This window comes from Phytohabitans aurantiacus (assembly GCF_027923225.1).
Lineage (GTDB): Bacteria > Actinomycetota > Actinomycetes > Mycobacteriales > Micromonosporaceae > Phytohabitans > Phytohabitans aurantiacus.
The window spans coordinates 127,805-144,827 of the sequence record NZ_BSDI01000002.1; the positions used below are offsets into that span (position 1 = coordinate 127,805).

Consider the following 17,023-nt stretch of genomic DNA (forward strand, 5'->3'; position numbering starts at 1 on the left):
TACCGGTGAGGTACGCGTTTCCGCATCGCAAGTGCGGCAAGACGACGCTGGCGGTGCGCTGGGCTCCGCCACTGGCGCCGAGCGAGGCGCTGCGCGAGTTCCTCGAGGCGCTGCGGGTACCACTGCGACAGGTGCCGCCGAGCCCGTCCGCGCAGCCGCGCTGTACGCAGCCTGCTCGCGGACACCCGCAGGCTGGTGGTGCTGGACAACGCGCGGGACGCGGGGCAGGTCGCACCGCTGCTGCCGGGAGCCCCCGGGTGCCTCGCGGTGGTGACCAGCCGCAACCAGCTGCCCGGTCTGGTGACGGGCGCCGGGGCGCGGCCGCTCAGGCTGGACCTGCTCGACGCCGAACAGGCTCAGCGGCTGCTGGCCTCGCGGCTCGGAACAGGACAGGCCGAGGCCGCGCCGGCTGACGTCGCCGGTTGGCGGAGCGGTGCCCCGGTCAGGCCGTCGGCGCCGCGGTGGTGAGGTCGTCGAGCAGGGCGCGTACTCGTTGTTCGATGTCGTCGCGGATGGGTCTGACGGCGTCGACGCCGAGGCCGGCGGGGTCGTCGAGTTTCCAGTCTTCGTAGCGTTTGCCGGGGAAGACGGGGCAGGCGTCGCCGCATCCCATGGTGACGATGACGTCGGAGGCTTGGGCGGCGTCCCAGGTGAGCTTGGCCGGAGTTTGGTCGGTGATGTCGATACCGACCTCGCGCATGGCCTGTACAGCGGCGGGGTTGATCTGGTCGGCGGGTTCGGAGCCGGCGGAACGGACCTCGACCGTGTCGCCGGCGAGGTGGCGTAGCCAGCCGGCGGCCATTTGAGAGCGGCCGGCGTTGTGGACGCAGACGAACAGGACGCTGGGTTTGTCGCTCATGACGGTGTCGATTCCTCCGAAGTGGACCGGACGGCTGGCGTGCGTGGGGGAGCGACCACAACGTCGTCGGCGACCCGCTCGACGCCGGGGTAGAGGGCCAGCAGTAGGCCGACGCCGACGGCGAGGCCGGCGACCTGGGCGATGACGAAGGCGGGTACCGAGGAGGGTGCGATGCCGGCGAAGGTGTCGGTGAACGCGCGGCCGATGGTGACGGCCGGGTTGGCGAAGCTGGTGGAGCTGGTGAACCAGTAGGCGGCGCCGATGTAGGCACCGACCGCCGCCGGAGCCACCGCCGATCGACCTGAGCGGGCGAGGGCGAAGATGAGCAGGATCAGGCCGGTCGTGGCGACGGTTTCGCCGAGCCACAGGTGCCCGGCCGCACGCTCCTTGCTGGAGAGGTCCACCGCGGCAAGGGCGAACATCAGGTTGGCCAGGATCGAGCCGGCGATCGCGCCGACAGTCTGTGCGAGGACGTATCCGCCGAGTTGGCCGGCGGTCAGGCCGGTGCCGGCGCGGCGGCCGAGGAACCAGTCCGCAGTGGACACGACCGGGTTGAAGTGGGCGCCGGAGACCGGTCCGAAGGTGAGGATCAGCGCGCCGAGGGCAAGGGCGGTGGCGATGGAGTTTTGCAGTAGTTGCAGGCCGACATCGTCCGGTGAGAGTTGGGTGGCCATGATGCCGGAGCCGACGACGGCGGTGACCAGCAGCGCGGTGCCGAGGAACTCGGCCAGTAGCCGCCGGGGCAGTGCGGGGTGGCTCATCGAGCGGTCACGCCGATCTGGTCGAGCAGGTGGCGGACGCGGCGTTCCAGGTCGTCGCGGATGGGCCGGACGTGCTCGAGGGCGAGGCCAGCGGGGTCGTCGAGATCCCAGTTTTCGTAGCGGGTACCGGGGAAGATGGGGCAGGCGTCGCCGCAGCCCATGGTGATGACCACGTCGGCGGCGCGGACGATTTCGTCGGTCCAGGGTTTGGGGTACTCGCCGGTGATGTCGATGCCGCGTTCGGCCATGGCGGCGACGGCGGCCGGGTTGATCGCGTCCTCGGGTTCGGAGCCGCCGGACCAGGCGACCGCCTGATCGCCGGCGAGGTGGGTGAAGAAGCCCAGGGCCATTTGGGAGCGGCCGGCGTTGTGGGTGCACAGGAACAGTACGACGGGTTTGCCGTCGCGGTGGTGGCCTTCGACGCGGGCGAGGGCTTGCAGGCGTTGCCGGGCGAAGCGTTCGGCCAGCAGGGGCAGGAAGTTGGGCACGGTGCTGCGGCCGGCGAACTGGTCGTAGCTGGTGTGCAGGAACCGTTCGATGGTTTCACGGCCGTAGATGCCGCCGAACTCGTCGGCCAAATGAACGGCGGCGGTGTTCAGCGCGAGTTGTTGGTCGACGGACAGGTCCTGTTGCCAGATGGTCCGGGTGGTGTCAGCCATGGTCGGCTCCGGTGGTGAGTGCTGGTGCGAGGCGGTCGACGCGGGCGGCGATGTCGGTGTAGGCGGTCTCGAAGGCGGTGTCAGTGTCGACGCGGACTGGGTCGGGGATGGACCAGTGCAGCCGCGGTCGGACCGTGCTTGCCTCGGTGTGTGGGCTGGTGAGGTCTTCGTAGGCGTTGTCGCATACCGCGATCACCAGGTCGCCGTCACCGGCCACGTCGGTGATGTGCGCGGTGCCGGTGGGGTCGAGGGTGAGGCCGTGCCGGTGGGCGACCTTGACCGCTCGGGGGTGCACCTTGGCGGCCGGGTGGGTGCCGGCCGAGGCCGCCGGGCCGCCGCCGCGCTGGCGCCACAGCGCGGCGGCCAGCTGGGAGCGGGCGGAGTTGTGGGTGCACACGAACACGACCCGATCCGCCACGGCGAGGGATGGTGTGGTCAGCGTGGCGAGGGTCTCGGGCTGTAGTCGCAGGTAGGTGCGGCGCCGGTCGCCCTCGGACCGGGTCCGCACGACCAGGCCGACGTCGACGAGCGCTTTGACGTGGTGGGCGACCAGGTTGGTGGGCATGGCGAGGTGATGCCCGATCTCGCCGGGCGAGGCGTCGCCGAGCGCGAGCGCGTCCACGATCGCCAGGCGTGCCGGGTCGCCGAGCGCGGCATGGATCCGTGCGCGACGCTCAACCGACAAAGACTCAGTGCTCATTGAGTCAATGGTGACTGACTAACTTTTGTCGGTCAAGCGGGTCTGTCAGGCGTCGACCGGCGTCTGCGCGGTCAGCAGGGTGGCCAACTGGTGCAGGATGCCGGGCCGAGCGCGGTAGTAGACCCAGGTGCCGCGCCGCTCGGCATCTACCAGCCCGGCCTCGCGCAGCGTCTTGAGGTGGTGGGAGATGGTCGGCCCCGACAGCTCGAACGCGGGAGTCAACTCGCACACGCAGATCTCGCCCTCGGAGGCTGAGGCGATCATCGACATCAACTGGAGTCGGACCGGGTCGCCGAGGGCTTTGAAGGCGGGCGCGAGGATCGCGGCGGTCTCGGCGGGGATGCGGTGCTCGGTGATCGGCGGGCAGCATGACGCGTCGGCGGTGATGTCGGTGAGGGTGAGCGCCGCCGCTTGTTTCGACATGCCTCTAGGTTGACAGATGTCGAAACAGCGTGCAACTCTCTGATTAGACAAACGTCAAGACAGTGCCGAATGCCGAAGGAGCACGACATGAGCGAGAACATCAAGTCCAGCGGCGCCGCCAACACGCCGGGCGGGTTTGCCGGTGACCCGGCCGCCGCACTGGCCGTGAGCGGCTCGGGCGGCTGCTGCGGCAACCCGCCGGCCGCAGTCACGCTGCCGGACCCGGCTGGCACGGCGGCCAGCCCGTGCTGTGGCACCACCGCCGACGCGCAGGCGGCCGGCTCCTGCTGCGGTACGACGGCGAAGGCCGAGGCGGTCGCCTCCGGCGCGGGCTGCTGCGGATGACCACCACAACCGCCCCCGCCACGCCACCGTCACGGGTCGACGCGCTCGACGGGCTGCTGGACATGGTGTCCGGCGACCGGATGGCCGGCACCGTGGCCAGGCTCGCGGGCGAGGACTTCACGGGACGGCGCGTCGGCTCTGCGGGTGGGGCCGCCGCGCGGGCCTGGCTCGCGCGGCGCCTGGCCGACCTCGGCGCCGCCGTCACCACGGAACCGTTCCCGGTGCCGTCGGTTCCGGAGGTCTACGCCCAGCCGACGGTGCGTTGGTACGACGGCACGACCACGACCGAGCCGGTGTTCGGCCAGCAGCTGTCGGTCCACCTGGCCTCGGCGGATGTTCCGCTGGTACGGCGGGGAGGGCTGGCCGTCGCGGGTACCGGAGATCCGGGTGGCCGGTGGCTGATCGTGCCCGCCGGGATGAGCCTGTCCGACGCGTACGGCCACGCCGAGGGAGCCCTCGGGCTGCTGGTGGTCGCCAACGTGGACGGCGAAGGTTGGCAGTACACGATGCTGGCCGGACCGAACCGCGGACCTCTGCCGGTGCTGACCGTCGACCCCGCCACCCACACGGCCCTGCACACCGCCTCCACGACGGACGGCGCGTGGCTGGCCGCGAACGCGCCGGTCCGCCGTGTCGACGTCACCGCCGCCAACCTGCACGGCCGCTGGCCCACCGCCGGCACCGACGAGGCCGTCGAGGTGTTGCTGACCGCGCATTTCGACGGGGTCGGCGATCACCCAGGGCTGCGACAGCCCGGTGCGGCGGACAACGGCAGCGGCGTCGCCGTGGTCCTGGAAGCCGCCCGCGTACTGGCATCCGCACCGCCTACACGAGTGGCTCTGGCGGTCGCATTCCTGGACGGAGAGGAGACCGGTGCGCTGGGCTCGGCCCAGCACGCCCGCCGGCTGGCAGAAGCGGGCCAGCGTCCCGTGGTCATCAACGTCGACGGCGCCGGCCACCTCCACGAGGCCGCCGCCGTGGAAGCCGGCGGGCCCGCGCACGGACTGCTGGCCGTGCTCGACCAGGCCGCCAGGCACACCGGTCTACCTCTGGCCGCCGGGCCGGTCGCTTCGGACAACCGCCGCTACGCCGCCGCCGGGCTCCCGGCGCTGGGTATCGGCGCCGGGATGGCCGGCTACCACAGTCCCGCCGACACCCCCGAGCGCGTCCAGACAGCGACCATGACCGCGCTCGCCCGCCTGGGCGTGGCCACCGTCTGGTTCGCCACGGCGTCCGGAGCTACACTTTCATCGTTGATCGGCGATTAACGATGAAGGTAGAATTTGGTGGCCGAGTTGTTGGACCGCGACACCGCGGCACGGTATGCGTCCTGGTTCCGGGCACTCGCCGACCCGAGCCGGGTGCAGATCGTGGAGTACCTGGCCCGGCAGGCTCGGCCGATGCCGGTCGGGCAGATCGTCGCCGCCGTCGGGCTGGCGCAGTCGACCGTCTCCCAGCACCTGAAGATCCTCGCCGACGTGCGGTTCGTCCTGGTCGAACAGGTCGGCACCGCCCGCCACTACCGGATCAACGACAACTGCATCCAATGCTTCCCGTCAGCCGCCGACGTGGTCATGGGCAACCCCGCACCCGCACCGGCGGAGGCGTGCTCATGAAGATCCGGCCGATGCGCCCCGGTGACGCCGACGCGGTGTTGGCGATCTACCAGGCGGGCCTGGACACCGGCCACGCCAGCTTCGAGACCACGGCGCCGTCGTGGCCGGCGTTCGACGGCAGCAAGCTGCCCGAACACCGATACGTCGCCGCCAACGACGACGGCGCGGTGATCGGTTGGGTCGCGGTCAGCCCGGTGTCCAGCCGTTCCGTGTACGCCGGCGTCGTCGAGCATTCCGTCTACGTCGACCCAACCACCCACGGTCGCGGTATCGGGCGGGCGCTGCTCGCGGCGATGATCGCCTCCACCGAGGCGGCGGGTATCTGGACCATCCAGTCCGGTGTCTTCCCCGAGAACGCCGCCAGCCTCGCCCTGCACCAGCGGGCCGGGTTCCGGATCGTCGGCACACGCGAACGAATCGGCCGGCACACCGCCCACCGCGATCAGTGGCGCGACGTGGTGTTCATCGAGCGCCGCAGCCCCGCCATCACCTGAACAGCCGCCCCAGCGCTCAAGGAGTCTTGTCGTGAACCTACCCATCGTCGTCATCGGCGCCGGCCCGGTCGGCCTGGCCGCCGCCGCCCACCTGCACGAGCGTGACCTGCCATTCACCGTCCTGGAAGCTGGCGACGGCCCCGCCGCGGCAGTACGGCAGTGGGAACACGTGCGGCTGTTCTCCCCATGGCGGTACGACATCGACGCCGCCGCCCGCCGGCTGCTGGCCGACGCCGGCTGGGTCGAACCCGACCTGGATGTGTTGCCGACCGGCGCACAGCTGGGCGCCGACTACCTGCAGCCCCTCGCGGACCTGCCCGTCCTGAAGCCCCACATCCGATACAGCGCGCGCGTGGTCGCGGTCACCCGGCAGGGCCTGGACCGGGTGCGCACCGCCGGCCGCGAAGCCACACCGTTCCTGGTCCGGCTCGCCGACGGCACCGACCTGCTGGCGCGGGCCGTGATCGACGCCTCCGGCACCTGGAACACACCCAACGTGCTCGGCGCCGCCGGCATCCCCGCACACGGCGAGACCACCGCCGCCGGGTTCGTCGACCACGCCCTGCCCGACGTTCTCGGCGCGGACCGCGACCGGTACGCCGGCAAGCGCACCCTGGTCGTCGGCGCCGGCCACTCCGCCGCGACCACCCTGCTCGCGCTGGCCGAACTCGTCGAACAGCAGCCGGGCACGAGTGTGGTGTGGGCGATCCGCTCGGGCAGCCCGGACCGCACCTACGGCGGCGAGGCCGCCGACGCGCTTCCCGCCCGCGGTGCGCTCGGCTCCCGGCTGCGCGTACACGTCGAGGCCGGCACGATCGAGCTGCTGACCGGCTTTGCGGTCCACGCCGTGACCCCGGTACCGGACGGCGGCGTGCAGGTCTCGGACGGCACCCGCACGGTCACCGTCGACCGGATCGTCGCCGCCACCGGCTACCGCCCCGACCACAGCTTCGTCTCCGAGCTGCGCCTGGACCTCGACCCGGTACTCGGCTCCACCCGCGCACTGGCTCCGCTGATCGACCCCAACGAGCACTCCTGCGGCACGGTCCCGCCGCACGGGGTGGACGAGCTGGCCCACCCCGAGCCCGGCTTCTACGCCATCGGCGTCAAGTCCTACGGCCGAGCGCCCACGTTCCTGCTCGCCACCGGCTACGAACAGGCCCGCTCCGTGGCCGCCGCCCTCGCCGGAGACTGGACCGCCGCCCGCGACGTCCAACTCGACCTGCCCGAAACCGGTGTCTGCAACAGCAGCCAACCGTTGGAAAGTGACCGGATCGAAGGCAGCGGCGGCTGCTGCGGCACCACCGCAGAGCAGGCACCGGCCAGCAGTCGTGGGCTCGCGACCGGGATCGCCGGCGGTCTGCTGTCCACCCCGTTGCCGCTCGTGCAGGTCGCCGCGCAAGGCTCGGACGGGCAGGCCGGTGGGTGCTGCGGCTAGCCCGCCGGTCGACGGCCACCAGCCGGGCGTACGCGGCTGGTGGCTTGTCGCGGCACTCGCGGTCACCCAGACCGCCGGCTACGGCGTGCTGTACTACGCCTTCGCCGTCCTGCTCCACCCCATGGCCGCCACGCTGAACGCCTCCACCACAACGGTCACCGGGGCGCTGACCGCCTCCGTCCTTGCCGGCGCGGTGCTGGCCGTGCCGGTCGGGCGGTGGCTGGACCGCCACGGCGGCCGAGCCCTGATGACCACCGGCTCCCTGGCCGCGACCATCCTGGTCGCCGCGTGGTCGCAGGTCCAGACCGTGGCTCAGCTCTACGCTGTACTCATCGCTATCGGGGCCACGACGGCGATGGTGCTCTACGAGCCCGCCCTCGCCGTGGTGGTCTCCTGGTTTCCACCCCACCAGCGGGCCACAGCGGTACTCGGCGTCATCGCGGTGGCCGGTCTCGCCTCCACCATCTTCATGCCGCTCACCGGCGCCCTCACCGACCGGTACGGCTGGCGCACCACACTTCTGACCCTCGCCGCGGTGCACGGAGCAATCACCGTGCCACTACACGCCATCGCCGTCCGCAAACCACGACAACCGTCCACAATAGAACGACGGCCCACTCGATCCGACCGCGCTCTCGCGGTGCGCGCCGCGGTCAGGGATCCCCGGTTCTGGTGGCTGGCCGTCGCGTTCGTCGCCCACGGCGCCGCCATGGCCGCGATGACCGTCCACATCGTCGGCTTCCTCGTCCATCATGGACACTCCACGACCTTCGCCGCCACCATCGCCGGGCTACTCGGCCTGCTATCGGTCACCGGCCGGCTGCTACTGACCGGCCTGCACGCCCGCGTACGGCTCACCACGGCCGTGGCTGTCGTGTTCACCGTCCAAGCCGCCGCGACAGCGGCGCTGCTCGCCGTCGCCGCCAGCCCCATCGGCGCGGCCGCTGGAGTAGTCGCCTTCGGCATCGGGTTCGGCGTCGTCAGCCTCGCCAAACCCACCCTCCTGGCCGACCGCTACGGCACCACCGCCTACGCCACCATCGCCGGCATCCTCACCACCCCGACCACCCTCGCCAAAGCCGCCGCACCGCTGGCCGCCGCCGCACTGCTCGGCACCGGCGGGTACCCGGCTGTGCTGGCCACGATCGGCGCCCTCTGCGTCATCGCGGCGGCCGGTGTCCTTACCCACACCTCACCCTCATCGGTGAGCCCTGGCCCGCCGCTGGTCGAGGCGCGCAGCCACCAGCGGCCCACACACGCCACCGGCCAACGGTGGATCGACGTCAACCACAGCCACGATCAGCGGACGAGATCGTCAGACTGGACCAACTGACGTTCCAACGCCCGCAACACGTGGACGGCGTCGCGGCCAACGCCACGCAGGGTGGCCGAGGCGAAACTGCGCTGCCGTTCCAACCCGACATAACCCAGCCCCGGCAGCGTGGCCGATACCCCGCCGATGTGCTGCGGCGTACCGTCGCCGTCCAACGCCGCGGTCTCTTCCAAATACCCCAACTCGGGGCGGAAGCCGGTCGCGAGAATCAACGCGTCGACACGCTCGCGGGAACCGTCAGCCCACACCACGCTGTCACCCTCGACCCGGGCGAACAGTGGCCGGTGATCAGGCCGACCCGCCCGCACAGCCCTCCGGTACCGACCATCATCGATCACCGGCACACCGCCCTTAGCCAGCCGAGGACCAAGCGGCGACGTGTCCAGGCCGGTGCGGGTCAGCCACCAGTGAAAGTCCCGCCCCAGAATCCGTTGGGGCTGCCACCGCAGCCGACCTCGGGTCGCGATGGTCACGCGAGCGACCTCGGCCAGCTCGACCGCGATCTGCACCGCCGAGTTCCCGCCACCGACCACCACGACCCGAGAATCCACGAACGGGTCCGGGGCGCTGTAGTCGGCCGAGTGCAGCACCTTGCCGGTAAACGACTCCAACCCTGAAAGGGCCGGCCGGTACGGGCGGCTGAACCCGCCGCTGGCCGCGACCACCATCCGGCTCTCCACCATCACACCGTCCACTGTGCGGACCTGGAAGCGCTTGCTTTGGCGGGTGACCCGCTCGACGCGGTTTCCCCATCGAAATTCGGCGTCGAGCCGTCGGGCGTAGGTGTCCAGGTAGGCGACTACCTCATCACGCACCGGATACCGCTCCGGGGCACCGGGAAACGGCATACCAGGTAGCGCCGAGAATCGAGCGGGTGAGAACAGCGTCAGGCTGTCGTAGTAGCGCGGCCACGACCCACCTGGACGGGCTGATGCGTCCAGCACCACCGGCATCCAACCCAAGGCCGAAGCAGCATGTGCGGTAGCCAGCCCTGCCTGGCCGCCACCGATAACCACAAGGTCAGCAACAGTCACGAAGACAATGTATCGTCATGTCGGGAAAAGACGAAACGAAGTTTGAGGGCACACTAGAGCACGATGACCACACCGCAGCCCCTGGACGGCACCACCCAGGACTTCCTCAAGGCACTGGCCAGCGAAACCCGCCAACAGATCATGATGCTGTTCGCCGGCGGGGCCGAACTCACCGTGGGCGAGGTCGCCGAACGCTGCGGACTAGGCCCCTCCACCGCCTCGGAGCAGCTGACGATCCTGCGCCGCGGCGGCCTCGTCACCGCCACCCGCGACGGCAAACTCGTCCGCTACCGCGCCGACCCGACCACCATCGCCGGCCGGCTCGTCGAACTACAGGGCTACCTAGCCGTCTGCTGCCCACCAGCAACCGGAAACGCTTGCTCGCACGCTGTCCAGGACGACTAACGTGGCCGTATGGCCGCCCCCGATCGGACTGGCCGCATCAGCGACGGCACCGTCGACGTGCTCATCGTCGGTGCCGGTCCGACCGGCCTCGCGTTGGCCGCCCAGCTCGCCGCCTTCCAGGTACAACACCGGGTCATCGACCGCGCTCCAGAATCGGTACGCGAATCCCGTGCGTTAGCCATCCAGCCGCGCACGCTCGAAGTGCTAGCTGGCTTGGGTATCACCGAGCGGCTGGTCGCTGCCGGTAACCGGGGCGTGCGGTTGTGCCTGCACGCCGGGCGCCGCGAGGTGACAGTGCCGCTGTTCGACCTGGGCCTGGCCGACACGAAGTACCCGTATTTGCTGTTCCTGTCGCAAGCCGACACCGAACAGATCCTGGTGGAGCACCTCGCGGACGCCGGCGTCACCGTGGAACGCCGCGTCGAATTGACGGGGCTCATCCCCGGCGACGACGGTGTACGGTGCGAGCTGACCCGCGGCGACGGGACGCGGGAGACGGTCACCGCCCGATACGTCGTCGGCTGCGACGGTGCGCACAGCACGGTGCGCCGGCTGGCCGGCATCTCGTTCACCGGCGGTTCGTATCCACAGACCTTCGTCCTCGCCGATCTCGACGCCGACGGCCTCGAACCGGAAACCGCGCACTCCTTCCTGTCCGGACACGGCATCCTGCTCTTCTTCCCGCTCGGGCAACCAGCGACCTGGCGGCTGCTGGCAGCGCGACCGCCGAACGACCCCACGCCGCCTGACGCACCAGTCGCCCTGGCGGCGGTCCAGGCCATCACCGACACCTACACCGGCGGCACCGTGCGGCTACGCGAACCGGTCTGGATGACCAACTTCCGGCTCCACCTCCGGGCCGCGGACCGGTACCGCGCCGGCCGGGTCTTCTTGGCTGGCGACGCCGCGCATATCCACAGCCCGGCTGGCGCGCAGGGCATGAACACCGGCATCCAGGACGCGGTCAACCTCGGCTGGAAACTCGCGCACGCGCTGGCTGGCGTCGCCGACCCCGCGCTGTTGGACAGCTACGAGACCGAACGCGCCCCGATCGGACGGCTCGTGCTGCGCTTCACCGACCGGGCGTTCACCGCCGCGACCTCCACCAACCCGGTGGTGCGCTTCGCCCGTACCCGGATCGCGCCTACGGTGCTGCCAATAGCAACGAAGATCAAACCCGGCCGGGCGCATCTGTTCCGCGGCGTCGCGCAACTGGCCATCCACTACCGGAAGAGTCCCCTGTCGACGACGGGCCCGGACTCGCCACGCCATGGTCCCAAGGCTGGCGACCGACTACCCGACGCTCAGCTAGTCCACGATGGACGATCCACGACCGTGCACGAGCTGACCGCGGCCCCGGGATGGCACCTGCTACTTGCCGGCACCGGCGACGTATCGCCGACACCGACCCGCGGGCTGCACGTTCACCGGATCCGCGACGCGACGGCGGCGCGCCGCAGCGGGATCACCAGCGCCGTCTGCCTGATCCGCCCGGACGGGCACATCGGCTACCGCTCCGGCGCATCCGGTGTGTCCGGTTTAGCCGCCTACATTGCTCGCTGGCTACCCGCCTAGCGGCGATCAGGAGGAAGTGCCCGGCACGCACTCGGGATGCAGGGACGTCATGAGGTTGGACGTGATCTGACCGAGCTGGCGGATCTGTTCCTCGCTCAGCCGGCTGAACAGGTGCTCGCGCAGCGCGGCGTAGTACCCCGGAAGGCACTGCTGGACCTTCTCGCGCCCCGGCGGCGTCAGCGAGGCGAGGGTGCGGCGGGCATCGCGTGAATCGGGCCGGCGGGCGATCCATCCCCGCTCCTCCAGCCGCGCCGCGATCCGGGATAGATGCGACGGGGTGACGCTCGCCGTGCTGGCCAGGTCGCCCATGGTGCGTTCGCCGTCGGCGCTGAGGGACAGCCACCAGAGGGCCTGGAACTCGCTGAGGCTCAGGTTCTCTTCCTTCAGCCGTGCGTCCAGCGTGGCCGGCAGCCAGACCATCACGCCCAGCAGCGTCGTCCAGGCGTCCAGTTCGGTCGACGTCAGCGAATCCTGGCTCACGTACGCGACGGTAGCACCCGGATCCTTTCCGGGGAAAGTAATCTAGCCAACACTTGCCATGGAAAGAATCTCCACGCTACGTTACTTTCTGCAGAAAGTGAACTCGTTCCGAAGGAGCAGATCATGCGCGCAGCGCGGTTCCACGACTACGGTCCCGCAGAGGTCCTCACCGTCGACGAGGTACCCGAACCACACGCCGGCCCAGGCGAGGTTCGCATCAAGGTGGCCGCGGCCAGCGTCAACCCGGTCGACTGGAAGATCCGCTCCGGAGTCGCCCGGGCCTTCTACCCGGCAGACCTGCCGGCCATCCCGGGCCGGGACGCCGCTGGGGTGGTGGACGAAATCGGCGAAGGCGTCACCGGCGTGACTGTGGGTGATCGTGTCTTCGGGCTCGGAGGCCTCTTCGGTGCCTCCGCCGAACACGCTGTCCTGGACGCCTGGGCGCCGGTGCCGGACACCTGGACCATGGAGCACGGCGCCGCCGCCGGCCTGGCCATCGTCACCGCCGGCGGGGCGCTGAACGCTCTGGGCGACCTGTCCGGCCGCACCCTGCTCGTGGAGGGCGCCGCCGGTGGCGTCGGCAGCGCGGCCGTGGCGATCGCCGTCGCGCGTGGCGCCACCGTCATCGGCACCGCCAGCACCGGCAAGCACGACTACCTGCGCACCCTCGGCGCGCAACCGACAACGTACGGCGACGACCTGGCCGCGCGGGTCAAGGAACTCGCCCCAGCCGGTGTCGACGCCGTCCTCGACACCGCCGCCTCCGGCTCCCTGCCCGACCTCGTCGCCATCGCCGGCGACGCCGCCCGAGTCGTCACCGTGGCCGATCACACCCTCGCCCCCACCCTCGGCGTCCGGTTGGTGAACGCTGAAAACAACTCCGTCCTGCTCGCCGAGGGCGCCGAACTCGGCTCTCGCGGCGGTTACACGCCCCACATCGCCGAAACGTTCCCCGTGGACCGGATCGCCGACGCCCACCGATACGCCGAACGTGGCCGCACCCAGGGCAAGATCGTCGTAACCCTGTAAACGGGTGTCTCAGCAGGAGACGGCGATCTTGCCCGGGGTGCTGGCGCTGAAGGCGGCGAAGGCCTCGGTGGCCTGCTCCAGCGGGTAGGTGGCGGTGACCGGCACGCGCAGTGCGCCAGAGGCGACCTGCTCAGCCAGCGAGGTCAGGATCAGGGCATCGGTGTCAGCCATGATCGTGTGGACGGTGACGTCTTGCTCCCTGACGTCGTTTTGGGTCAGCCCGGTGCAGGAGGCGAGCTGACCGCCCGGCCGTAGCAGAGCGGCCAGCTGGGCGCCGTCACCCGCCAGGTGCAGCACCACGTCTACACCGTCCGGGGCGATCGCGCGGACCTGTCCCTCCAGGTCACCGGTGAAGTCGACCACGGTCACCGCCGCGTCGGTCAGGCCGGTGACGAAGTCGGTCTGCGCACCGGGGCGGGCGGTCGCGATCACCTTCGCGCCGCGAGCCGTGGCGAGCTGCACCGCCAGCGAACCCACCCCGCCGGCGGCCCCGGAGATCAGCAGCGTCTGGCCCTCGGCCAGGGCCACCGCATCCAGGCTCACCAGGGCAGTGGCCCCGGCCACGCCCAGCGCGCCCGCGTCTCCCGTCGCTACACCCGCCGGGATGCGAGCGACTCCGTGTCCGGCGGGCACGGTGACGTACTGGGCCAGCGAACCGGCGCCCAGGTACGGCTTGCGCACGACACCGAAGACCGCGTCGCCGACCGCGAAGCCGTCAACGCCCTCACCGAGCGCCTCGATGGTGCCCGCGAAGTCGCCGCCGAGAACCAGCGGGAACCGGTGCTCCATGAACCCTTGCGTGTAGCCGGCGGCGGTGGCGATGTCGATGCCGTTCAACGAGGCAGCGGCCACTTTGACCAGCAATTCCCCCGCCTCCGGGCGAGGGGTGTCCACCTCGGTGACGGCCGGGGCCGAGGGGACGGATTCGAGCACGACAGCGCGCATGGCAACACCCTTCAGATAAGTGGACCGGGCGGCCCACTTTTGTTGACGCCACCGTACAGCAGAAACGGACCGATCGTTCCACTTGAGTAGAGTGGGGGATGTGACCTCGCCAACGTCGGACCAGACGCCGGGCCAGCAGCCAGCCACCGGACTGCGGGCCGACGCCGAACGCAATCGCTGCCGCATCCTGGAGGCCGCCCGTCGCCTCTACGCCACCGAAGGACTCGGCGTCTCCATGGCCTCCGTCGCCCGCAAGGCAGGCGTCGGCAAAGCCACCCTCAGCCGGCGCTTCGCCACCCGGGAGGAACTCCTCAACGCGGTCTTCGCCGACCGCATGGACGCCTACGCCGACGCCGTCGCCGAAGCACTCGCCGACCCCGACCCCTGGCACGGCTTCACCGGATATCTCCAGGCCATCTGCGCCATGCAGGCAAGCGACCGCGGCTTCGCCGACATCCTGGCCATGTCGTTCCCCACCGCCGAGGCGCTGGAAGCCCGCCGCGCCGAGGCGTACGACCAGCTGCTCGAACTCATCACCCGCGCCAAGAGCACCGGGCACCTGCGGGAGGACTTCACCCACCAGGACGTCGTCATCCTGCTCATCGCCAACGCCGGAGTCGTCACCACCACCGGCGACGCGGCCCCCGACACCTGGCGCCGCCTCGTCGGCCACATGATCCGTTCTTACGCCGCACCCGGCGCACCGATCCCCCCGCTGCCCGATGCCCCGAGGCCCGACGATCTCTACCGCGCCATGGTCCGCATCTCACAAACCGCGTCGCGGACCTAAACGCTGGGCGAGCGGTGGTCAGGCCGCCTGGACCTGGTCGAAGAGGGCGATGGCTTCGGCGGGATCCGGGCTCACGAGGCGTTCCAGACCGTCAGCGGTGATCTTCGCCCACTTGCTGGCCCGTGCCCACATCTGTTCCTCGAAGACGCGGACGGTCTCGTCCAGATCCGCGGGGTCGCCGGCGATGGACTCGGCGAGCTCGGCGCCTTCCAGCATCGCGAGGTTCGCGCCCACCCCCAGCGGTGGCATCAGGTGGGCGGCGTCGCCCAGTAGCGTCACGCCGCGGACGTGGGTCCAGGTGTGCGACACGGGTAGGACGTAGAAGGGGCGGTGGACGAAAGCGGAGCCTTGGCGCAGGAGGTCGAGGACGGGATCGGCCCAGCCTTCGAACATGGTCAGAAGGCTCGATCGGATGGCCTCGGCGCCGGTCAGGTCCGCGTGCCAGTCCAGCGGCGCGCGGAACTTGGCGTACACCTTGACGTGACCGCCGCTGTTGCGCTGGGCGACGAGAGAGCGGTTCACGCCGTACACGGCCACCGAACCATCGCCGATCAACCGGCCCAGGTCCGGGCGGCGGGTGTCGATGTCGTCGATCGAGGTCTCGACCGAGGTGACGCCGGTGTAGTACGGCGTCACCGGCGAGAGCGCCGGGCGGATCCGGGACCAGGCGCCGTCCGCGCCGACCACGAGGTCGAACGTCTCCTGTCGCCCGTCCGCGAACTGGACCAGCGCGCCGTCCCGGGTGCCCGGCGCTACCCGCGTCACACCCCGCCCCCACTGGACGTCGAGAGGGCCGAGCAGCAGGTCACGCAGCTGCCCGCGGTCGATCTCGGGATTGGCCCGCTCGTCTGGCCGGGGTTGCCAGTCGCGCAGGACGGTCCCGGCCGTGTCCAGGATGCGCATGGCCTGCCCCTCGGGACGAGACAGCACCTGGAACCGCGCCAGCAGCCCCGCCTTGTCTAGTGCCAGCTGGCCCAGCCCTTCATGTAGATCCAGCGTGCCGCCCGGGGGACGGGCGTCGGGGGCGGGATCGCGTTCCAGGACGGTGACGGGGTAGCCGTGGCGGTGCAGGACACGGGCGAAGGTAAGGCCCGCCGGGCCGGCTCCCACGACAGCGATACGGTGTCTCATAGCGATACACTGTATTTCGGCCTTACCATGTATCGCAACAGCGCGGAGTGACTATGGCGGAGCGACTATGACTGTGTGGGACCGGCCGGAGCCGCCCAATCCCCCCGTGCCGCTGGACCGGGAGCTGATCATCACCGCCGCCATCGCGCTGGCCGACGAGGGCGGGCTGGAGGCGGTGTCGTTGCGCAAGGTCGCCGCCCGGCTGAACGCCGGCCCGATGCGGCTGTACGGATACATCTCCACCAAGCAGGAGCTGTTCGACCTCATGGTGGACGAGGTCCACGGCGAGATTCTCCCCGAAGAGCAGCCCGGTGACTGGCGGGAGGCGCTGCGCGTCGTCGCCCACCGCACCAGGCGGGCCGCTCTGCGCCACGAATGGCTGGCCGACCTGCTCGGCGGCCGCCCCACACTCGGCCCGAACGGCCTCGCCGTGACCGAGGCAAAACTGGCCGCCCTCGACGGCCTCGCCGACATCGACACCGTCATGCGCGCCGTGGAAACTGTCAGCGCCTACCTCATCGGCGTGATCAGGCGCGAGATCGCGAACCTGCGGGCCGAGCGCGCCACAGGCCTGTCCAAACGTGACTGGCAGCGCGCCTCCGGCCCACACATGACGAGAATGCTGGCCACGGGCCGCTTCCCGGCGTTGACCAAGGCCGTGCACGACGGCACGGACGTGGACCCCGAGAGATCCTTCACGATCGGCCTGGACTGGGTCCTCGACGCCGTGGCCCTCAAACTCAGCCAACCGCCAGCGTGACGCAAATCAGCCGTGGTAGGTTTGGGTGGCATCGCAACATCGGTTGGGAGAAAGGGGGCGAGGTTGATGACCGCCACGGCGGCTGCTGCTGTGCGCAGCGCCCGGATCAACCTTGTGTCCCGGGCCTCGGCCTGACCCCAGCTGATTTTCCGTTCGACGGGACGTTCGATCCCGTCCGGGTTGCGTCTGTGTCTGTCGAGGCCCCTTCCTCTTCGAAGGGTCTACTTCGTTGTCATCGCCACATTC

Annotated in this window: 21 protein-coding genes; 12 read left to right on the plus strand and 9 right to left on the minus strand. The window is 70.5% G+C overall.

Annotated elements, in window-relative coordinates; translation table 11 throughout:
* Window positions 1-195 precede the first annotated feature (195 nt).
* Window positions 196-468 carry a hypothetical protein gene (locus tag QMG73_RS03420; protein WP_281892376.1) on the plus strand — a complete coding sequence of 91 codons (273 nt, stop codon included), beginning with the start codon at window positions 196-198 and terminating at the stop codon, window positions 466-468.
* On the opposite strand, the gene QMG73_RS03425 is transcribed toward QMG73_RS03420, so the two are convergent.
* The 5 genes from QMG73_RS03425 to QMG73_RS03445 are packed head-to-tail and all read right to left on the minus strand — an operon-like array spanning window position 443 to window position 3,402.
* On the minus strand, window positions 443-859 hold the full coding sequence (locus tag QMG73_RS03425; RefSeq protein WP_281892377.1) for an arsenate reductase ArsC: 417 nt from the start codon (window positions 857-859) through the stop codon (window positions 443-445). The genes QMG73_RS03420 and QMG73_RS03425 overlap by 26 nt on opposite strands.
* The gene (locus QMG73_RS03430) at window positions 856-1,620 is read right to left on the minus strand and encodes an aquaporin (protein WP_281892378.1); all 765 of its coding nucleotides are present in this window, start codon (window positions 1,618-1,620) and stop codon (window positions 856-858) included. The genes QMG73_RS03425 and QMG73_RS03430 overlap by 4 nt, the downstream gene beginning before the upstream one ends.
* Window positions 1,617-2,279 (minus strand): arsenate reductase ArsC, encoded by a 663-nt coding sequence (locus tag QMG73_RS03435; protein ID WP_309299423.1) that lies wholly within the window; start codon window positions 2,277-2,279, stop codon window positions 1,617-1,619. The genes QMG73_RS03430 and QMG73_RS03435 overlap by 4 nt, the downstream gene beginning before the upstream one ends.
* Window positions 2,272-2,979 carry an arsenate reductase/protein-tyrosine-phosphatase family protein gene (locus tag QMG73_RS03440; protein ID WP_281892379.1) on the minus strand — a complete coding sequence of 236 codons (708 nt, stop codon included), beginning with the start codon at window positions 2,977-2,979 and terminating at the stop codon, window positions 2,272-2,274. The genes QMG73_RS03435 and QMG73_RS03440 overlap by 8 nt, the downstream gene beginning before the upstream one ends.
* 45 nt (window positions 2,980-3,024) lie before the next feature.
* Window positions 3,025-3,402, minus strand: a complete 378-nt coding sequence (locus tag QMG73_RS03445) for an ArsR/SmtB family transcription factor (RefSeq protein WP_281892380.1) — start codon at window positions 3,400-3,402, stop codon at window positions 3,025-3,027.
* An 87-nt stretch (window positions 3,403-3,489) separates the two neighbouring features.
* On the opposite strand from QMG73_RS03445, the gene QMG73_RS03450 reads away from it, so the two are divergent.
* Genes QMG73_RS03450 through QMG73_RS03475 form a run of 6 tightly spaced genes read left to right on the plus strand, consistent with a single transcriptional unit; the run spans window position 3,490 to window position 8,628 of the window.
* Window positions 3,490-3,747, plus strand: coding sequence for a hypothetical protein (locus QMG73_RS03450; RefSeq protein ID WP_281892381.1), 258 nt, complete (start codon window positions 3,490-3,492; stop codon window positions 3,745-3,747).
* Window positions 3,744-5,015 (plus strand): M28 family metallopeptidase, encoded by a 1,272-nt coding sequence (locus tag QMG73_RS03455; protein WP_281892382.1) that lies wholly within the window; start codon window positions 3,744-3,746, stop codon window positions 5,013-5,015. The genes QMG73_RS03450 and QMG73_RS03455 overlap by 4 nt, the downstream gene beginning before the upstream one ends.
* Before the next feature lie 15 nt (window positions 5,016-5,030).
* Window positions 5,031-5,363, plus strand: a complete 333-nt coding sequence (locus QMG73_RS03460) for an ArsR/SmtB family transcription factor (protein ID WP_281892383.1) — start codon at window positions 5,031-5,033, stop codon at window positions 5,361-5,363.
* Complete coding sequence (locus tag QMG73_RS03465; RefSeq protein WP_281892384.1) at window positions 5,360-5,857, plus strand: GNAT family N-acetyltransferase; 498 nt, start codon at window positions 5,360-5,362, stop codon at window positions 5,855-5,857. The genes QMG73_RS03460 and QMG73_RS03465 overlap by 4 nt, the downstream gene beginning before the upstream one ends.
* A gap of 31 nt (window positions 5,858-5,888) precedes the next feature.
* Window positions 5,889-7,295: an NAD(P)-binding domain-containing protein gene (locus QMG73_RS03470; protein ID WP_281892385.1), complete on the plus strand. Its 1,407-nt coding sequence runs from the start codon at window positions 5,889-5,891 to the stop codon at window positions 7,293-7,295.
* The gene (locus tag QMG73_RS03475) at window positions 7,279-8,628 is read left to right on the plus strand and encodes an MFS transporter (RefSeq protein WP_281892386.1); all 1,350 of its coding nucleotides are present in this window, start codon (window positions 7,279-7,281) and stop codon (window positions 8,626-8,628) included. Before QMG73_RS03470 ends, QMG73_RS03475 begins: the two co-directional genes overlap by 17 nt.
* Here the strand turns inward: QMG73_RS03475 and QMG73_RS03480 are convergent.
* The gene (locus tag QMG73_RS03480; protein ID WP_309299424.1) at window positions 8,595-9,662 is read right to left on the minus strand and encodes a flavin-containing monooxygenase; all 1,068 of its coding nucleotides are present in this window, start codon (window positions 9,660-9,662) and stop codon (window positions 8,595-8,597) included. The two genes, QMG73_RS03475 and QMG73_RS03480, sit on opposite strands and share 34 nt — an antisense overlap.
* A 63-nt stretch (window positions 9,663-9,725) precedes the next feature.
* Here QMG73_RS03480 and QMG73_RS03485 point away from each other — a divergent pair, with 63 nt between their 5' ends.
* Window positions 9,726-10,067 (plus strand): ArsR/SmtB family transcription factor, encoded by a 342-nt coding sequence (locus QMG73_RS03485; protein ID WP_281892387.1) that lies wholly within the window; start codon window positions 9,726-9,728, stop codon window positions 10,065-10,067.
* Window positions 10,068-10,076: 9 nt separating this feature from the next.
* A complete protein-coding gene (locus QMG73_RS03490) occupies window positions 10,077-11,642 on the plus strand; it encodes an FAD-dependent monooxygenase (protein WP_281892389.1) in 1,566 nt (521 codons plus the stop codon).
* A gap of 6 nt (window positions 11,643-11,648) precedes the next feature.
* Here QMG73_RS03490 and QMG73_RS03495 read toward each other — a convergent pair whose 3' ends face one another.
* Window positions 11,649-12,122: a MarR family winged helix-turn-helix transcriptional regulator gene (locus tag QMG73_RS03495; protein ID WP_281892390.1), complete on the minus strand. Its 474-nt coding sequence runs from the start codon at window positions 12,120-12,122 to the stop codon at window positions 11,649-11,651.
* Between the two features lie 123 nt (window positions 12,123-12,245).
* Here QMG73_RS03495 and QMG73_RS03500 point away from each other — a divergent pair, with 123 nt between their 5' ends.
* Window positions 12,246-13,151 (plus strand): NADP-dependent oxidoreductase, encoded by a 906-nt coding sequence (locus tag QMG73_RS03500; RefSeq protein WP_281892392.1) that lies wholly within the window; start codon window positions 12,246-12,248, stop codon window positions 13,149-13,151.
* A 9-nt stretch (window positions 13,152-13,160) separates the two neighbouring features.
* Here the strand turns inward: QMG73_RS03500 and QMG73_RS03505 are convergent, their stop codons facing one another.
* Window positions 13,161-14,096, minus strand: a complete 936-nt coding sequence (locus QMG73_RS03505) for an NADP-dependent oxidoreductase (protein ID WP_281892394.1) — start codon at window positions 14,094-14,096, stop codon at window positions 13,161-13,163.
* Window positions 14,097-14,196: 100 nt separating this feature from the next.
* On the opposite strand from QMG73_RS03505, the gene QMG73_RS03510 reads away from it, so the two are divergent.
* Window positions 14,197-14,886 (plus strand): TetR/AcrR family transcriptional regulator, encoded by a 690-nt coding sequence (locus tag QMG73_RS03510; protein ID WP_281892395.1) that lies wholly within the window; start codon window positions 14,197-14,199, stop codon window positions 14,884-14,886.
* A gap of 18 nt (window positions 14,887-14,904) precedes the next feature.
* On the opposite strand, the gene QMG73_RS03515 is transcribed toward QMG73_RS03510, so the two are convergent.
* Window positions 14,905-16,017 carry an FAD-dependent oxidoreductase gene (locus QMG73_RS03515; RefSeq protein ID WP_281892396.1) on the minus strand — a complete coding sequence of 371 codons (1,113 nt, stop codon included), beginning with the start codon at window positions 16,015-16,017 and terminating at the stop codon, window positions 14,905-14,907.
* Window positions 16,018-16,084: 67 nt separating this feature from the next.
* Between QMG73_RS03515 and QMG73_RS03520 the strand changes: the two genes are divergently transcribed.
* Window positions 16,085-16,777, plus strand: a complete 693-nt coding sequence (locus QMG73_RS03520; RefSeq protein WP_281892397.1) for a TetR/AcrR family transcriptional regulator — start codon at window positions 16,085-16,087, stop codon at window positions 16,775-16,777.
* Window positions 16,778-17,023 lie beyond the last annotated feature (246 nt).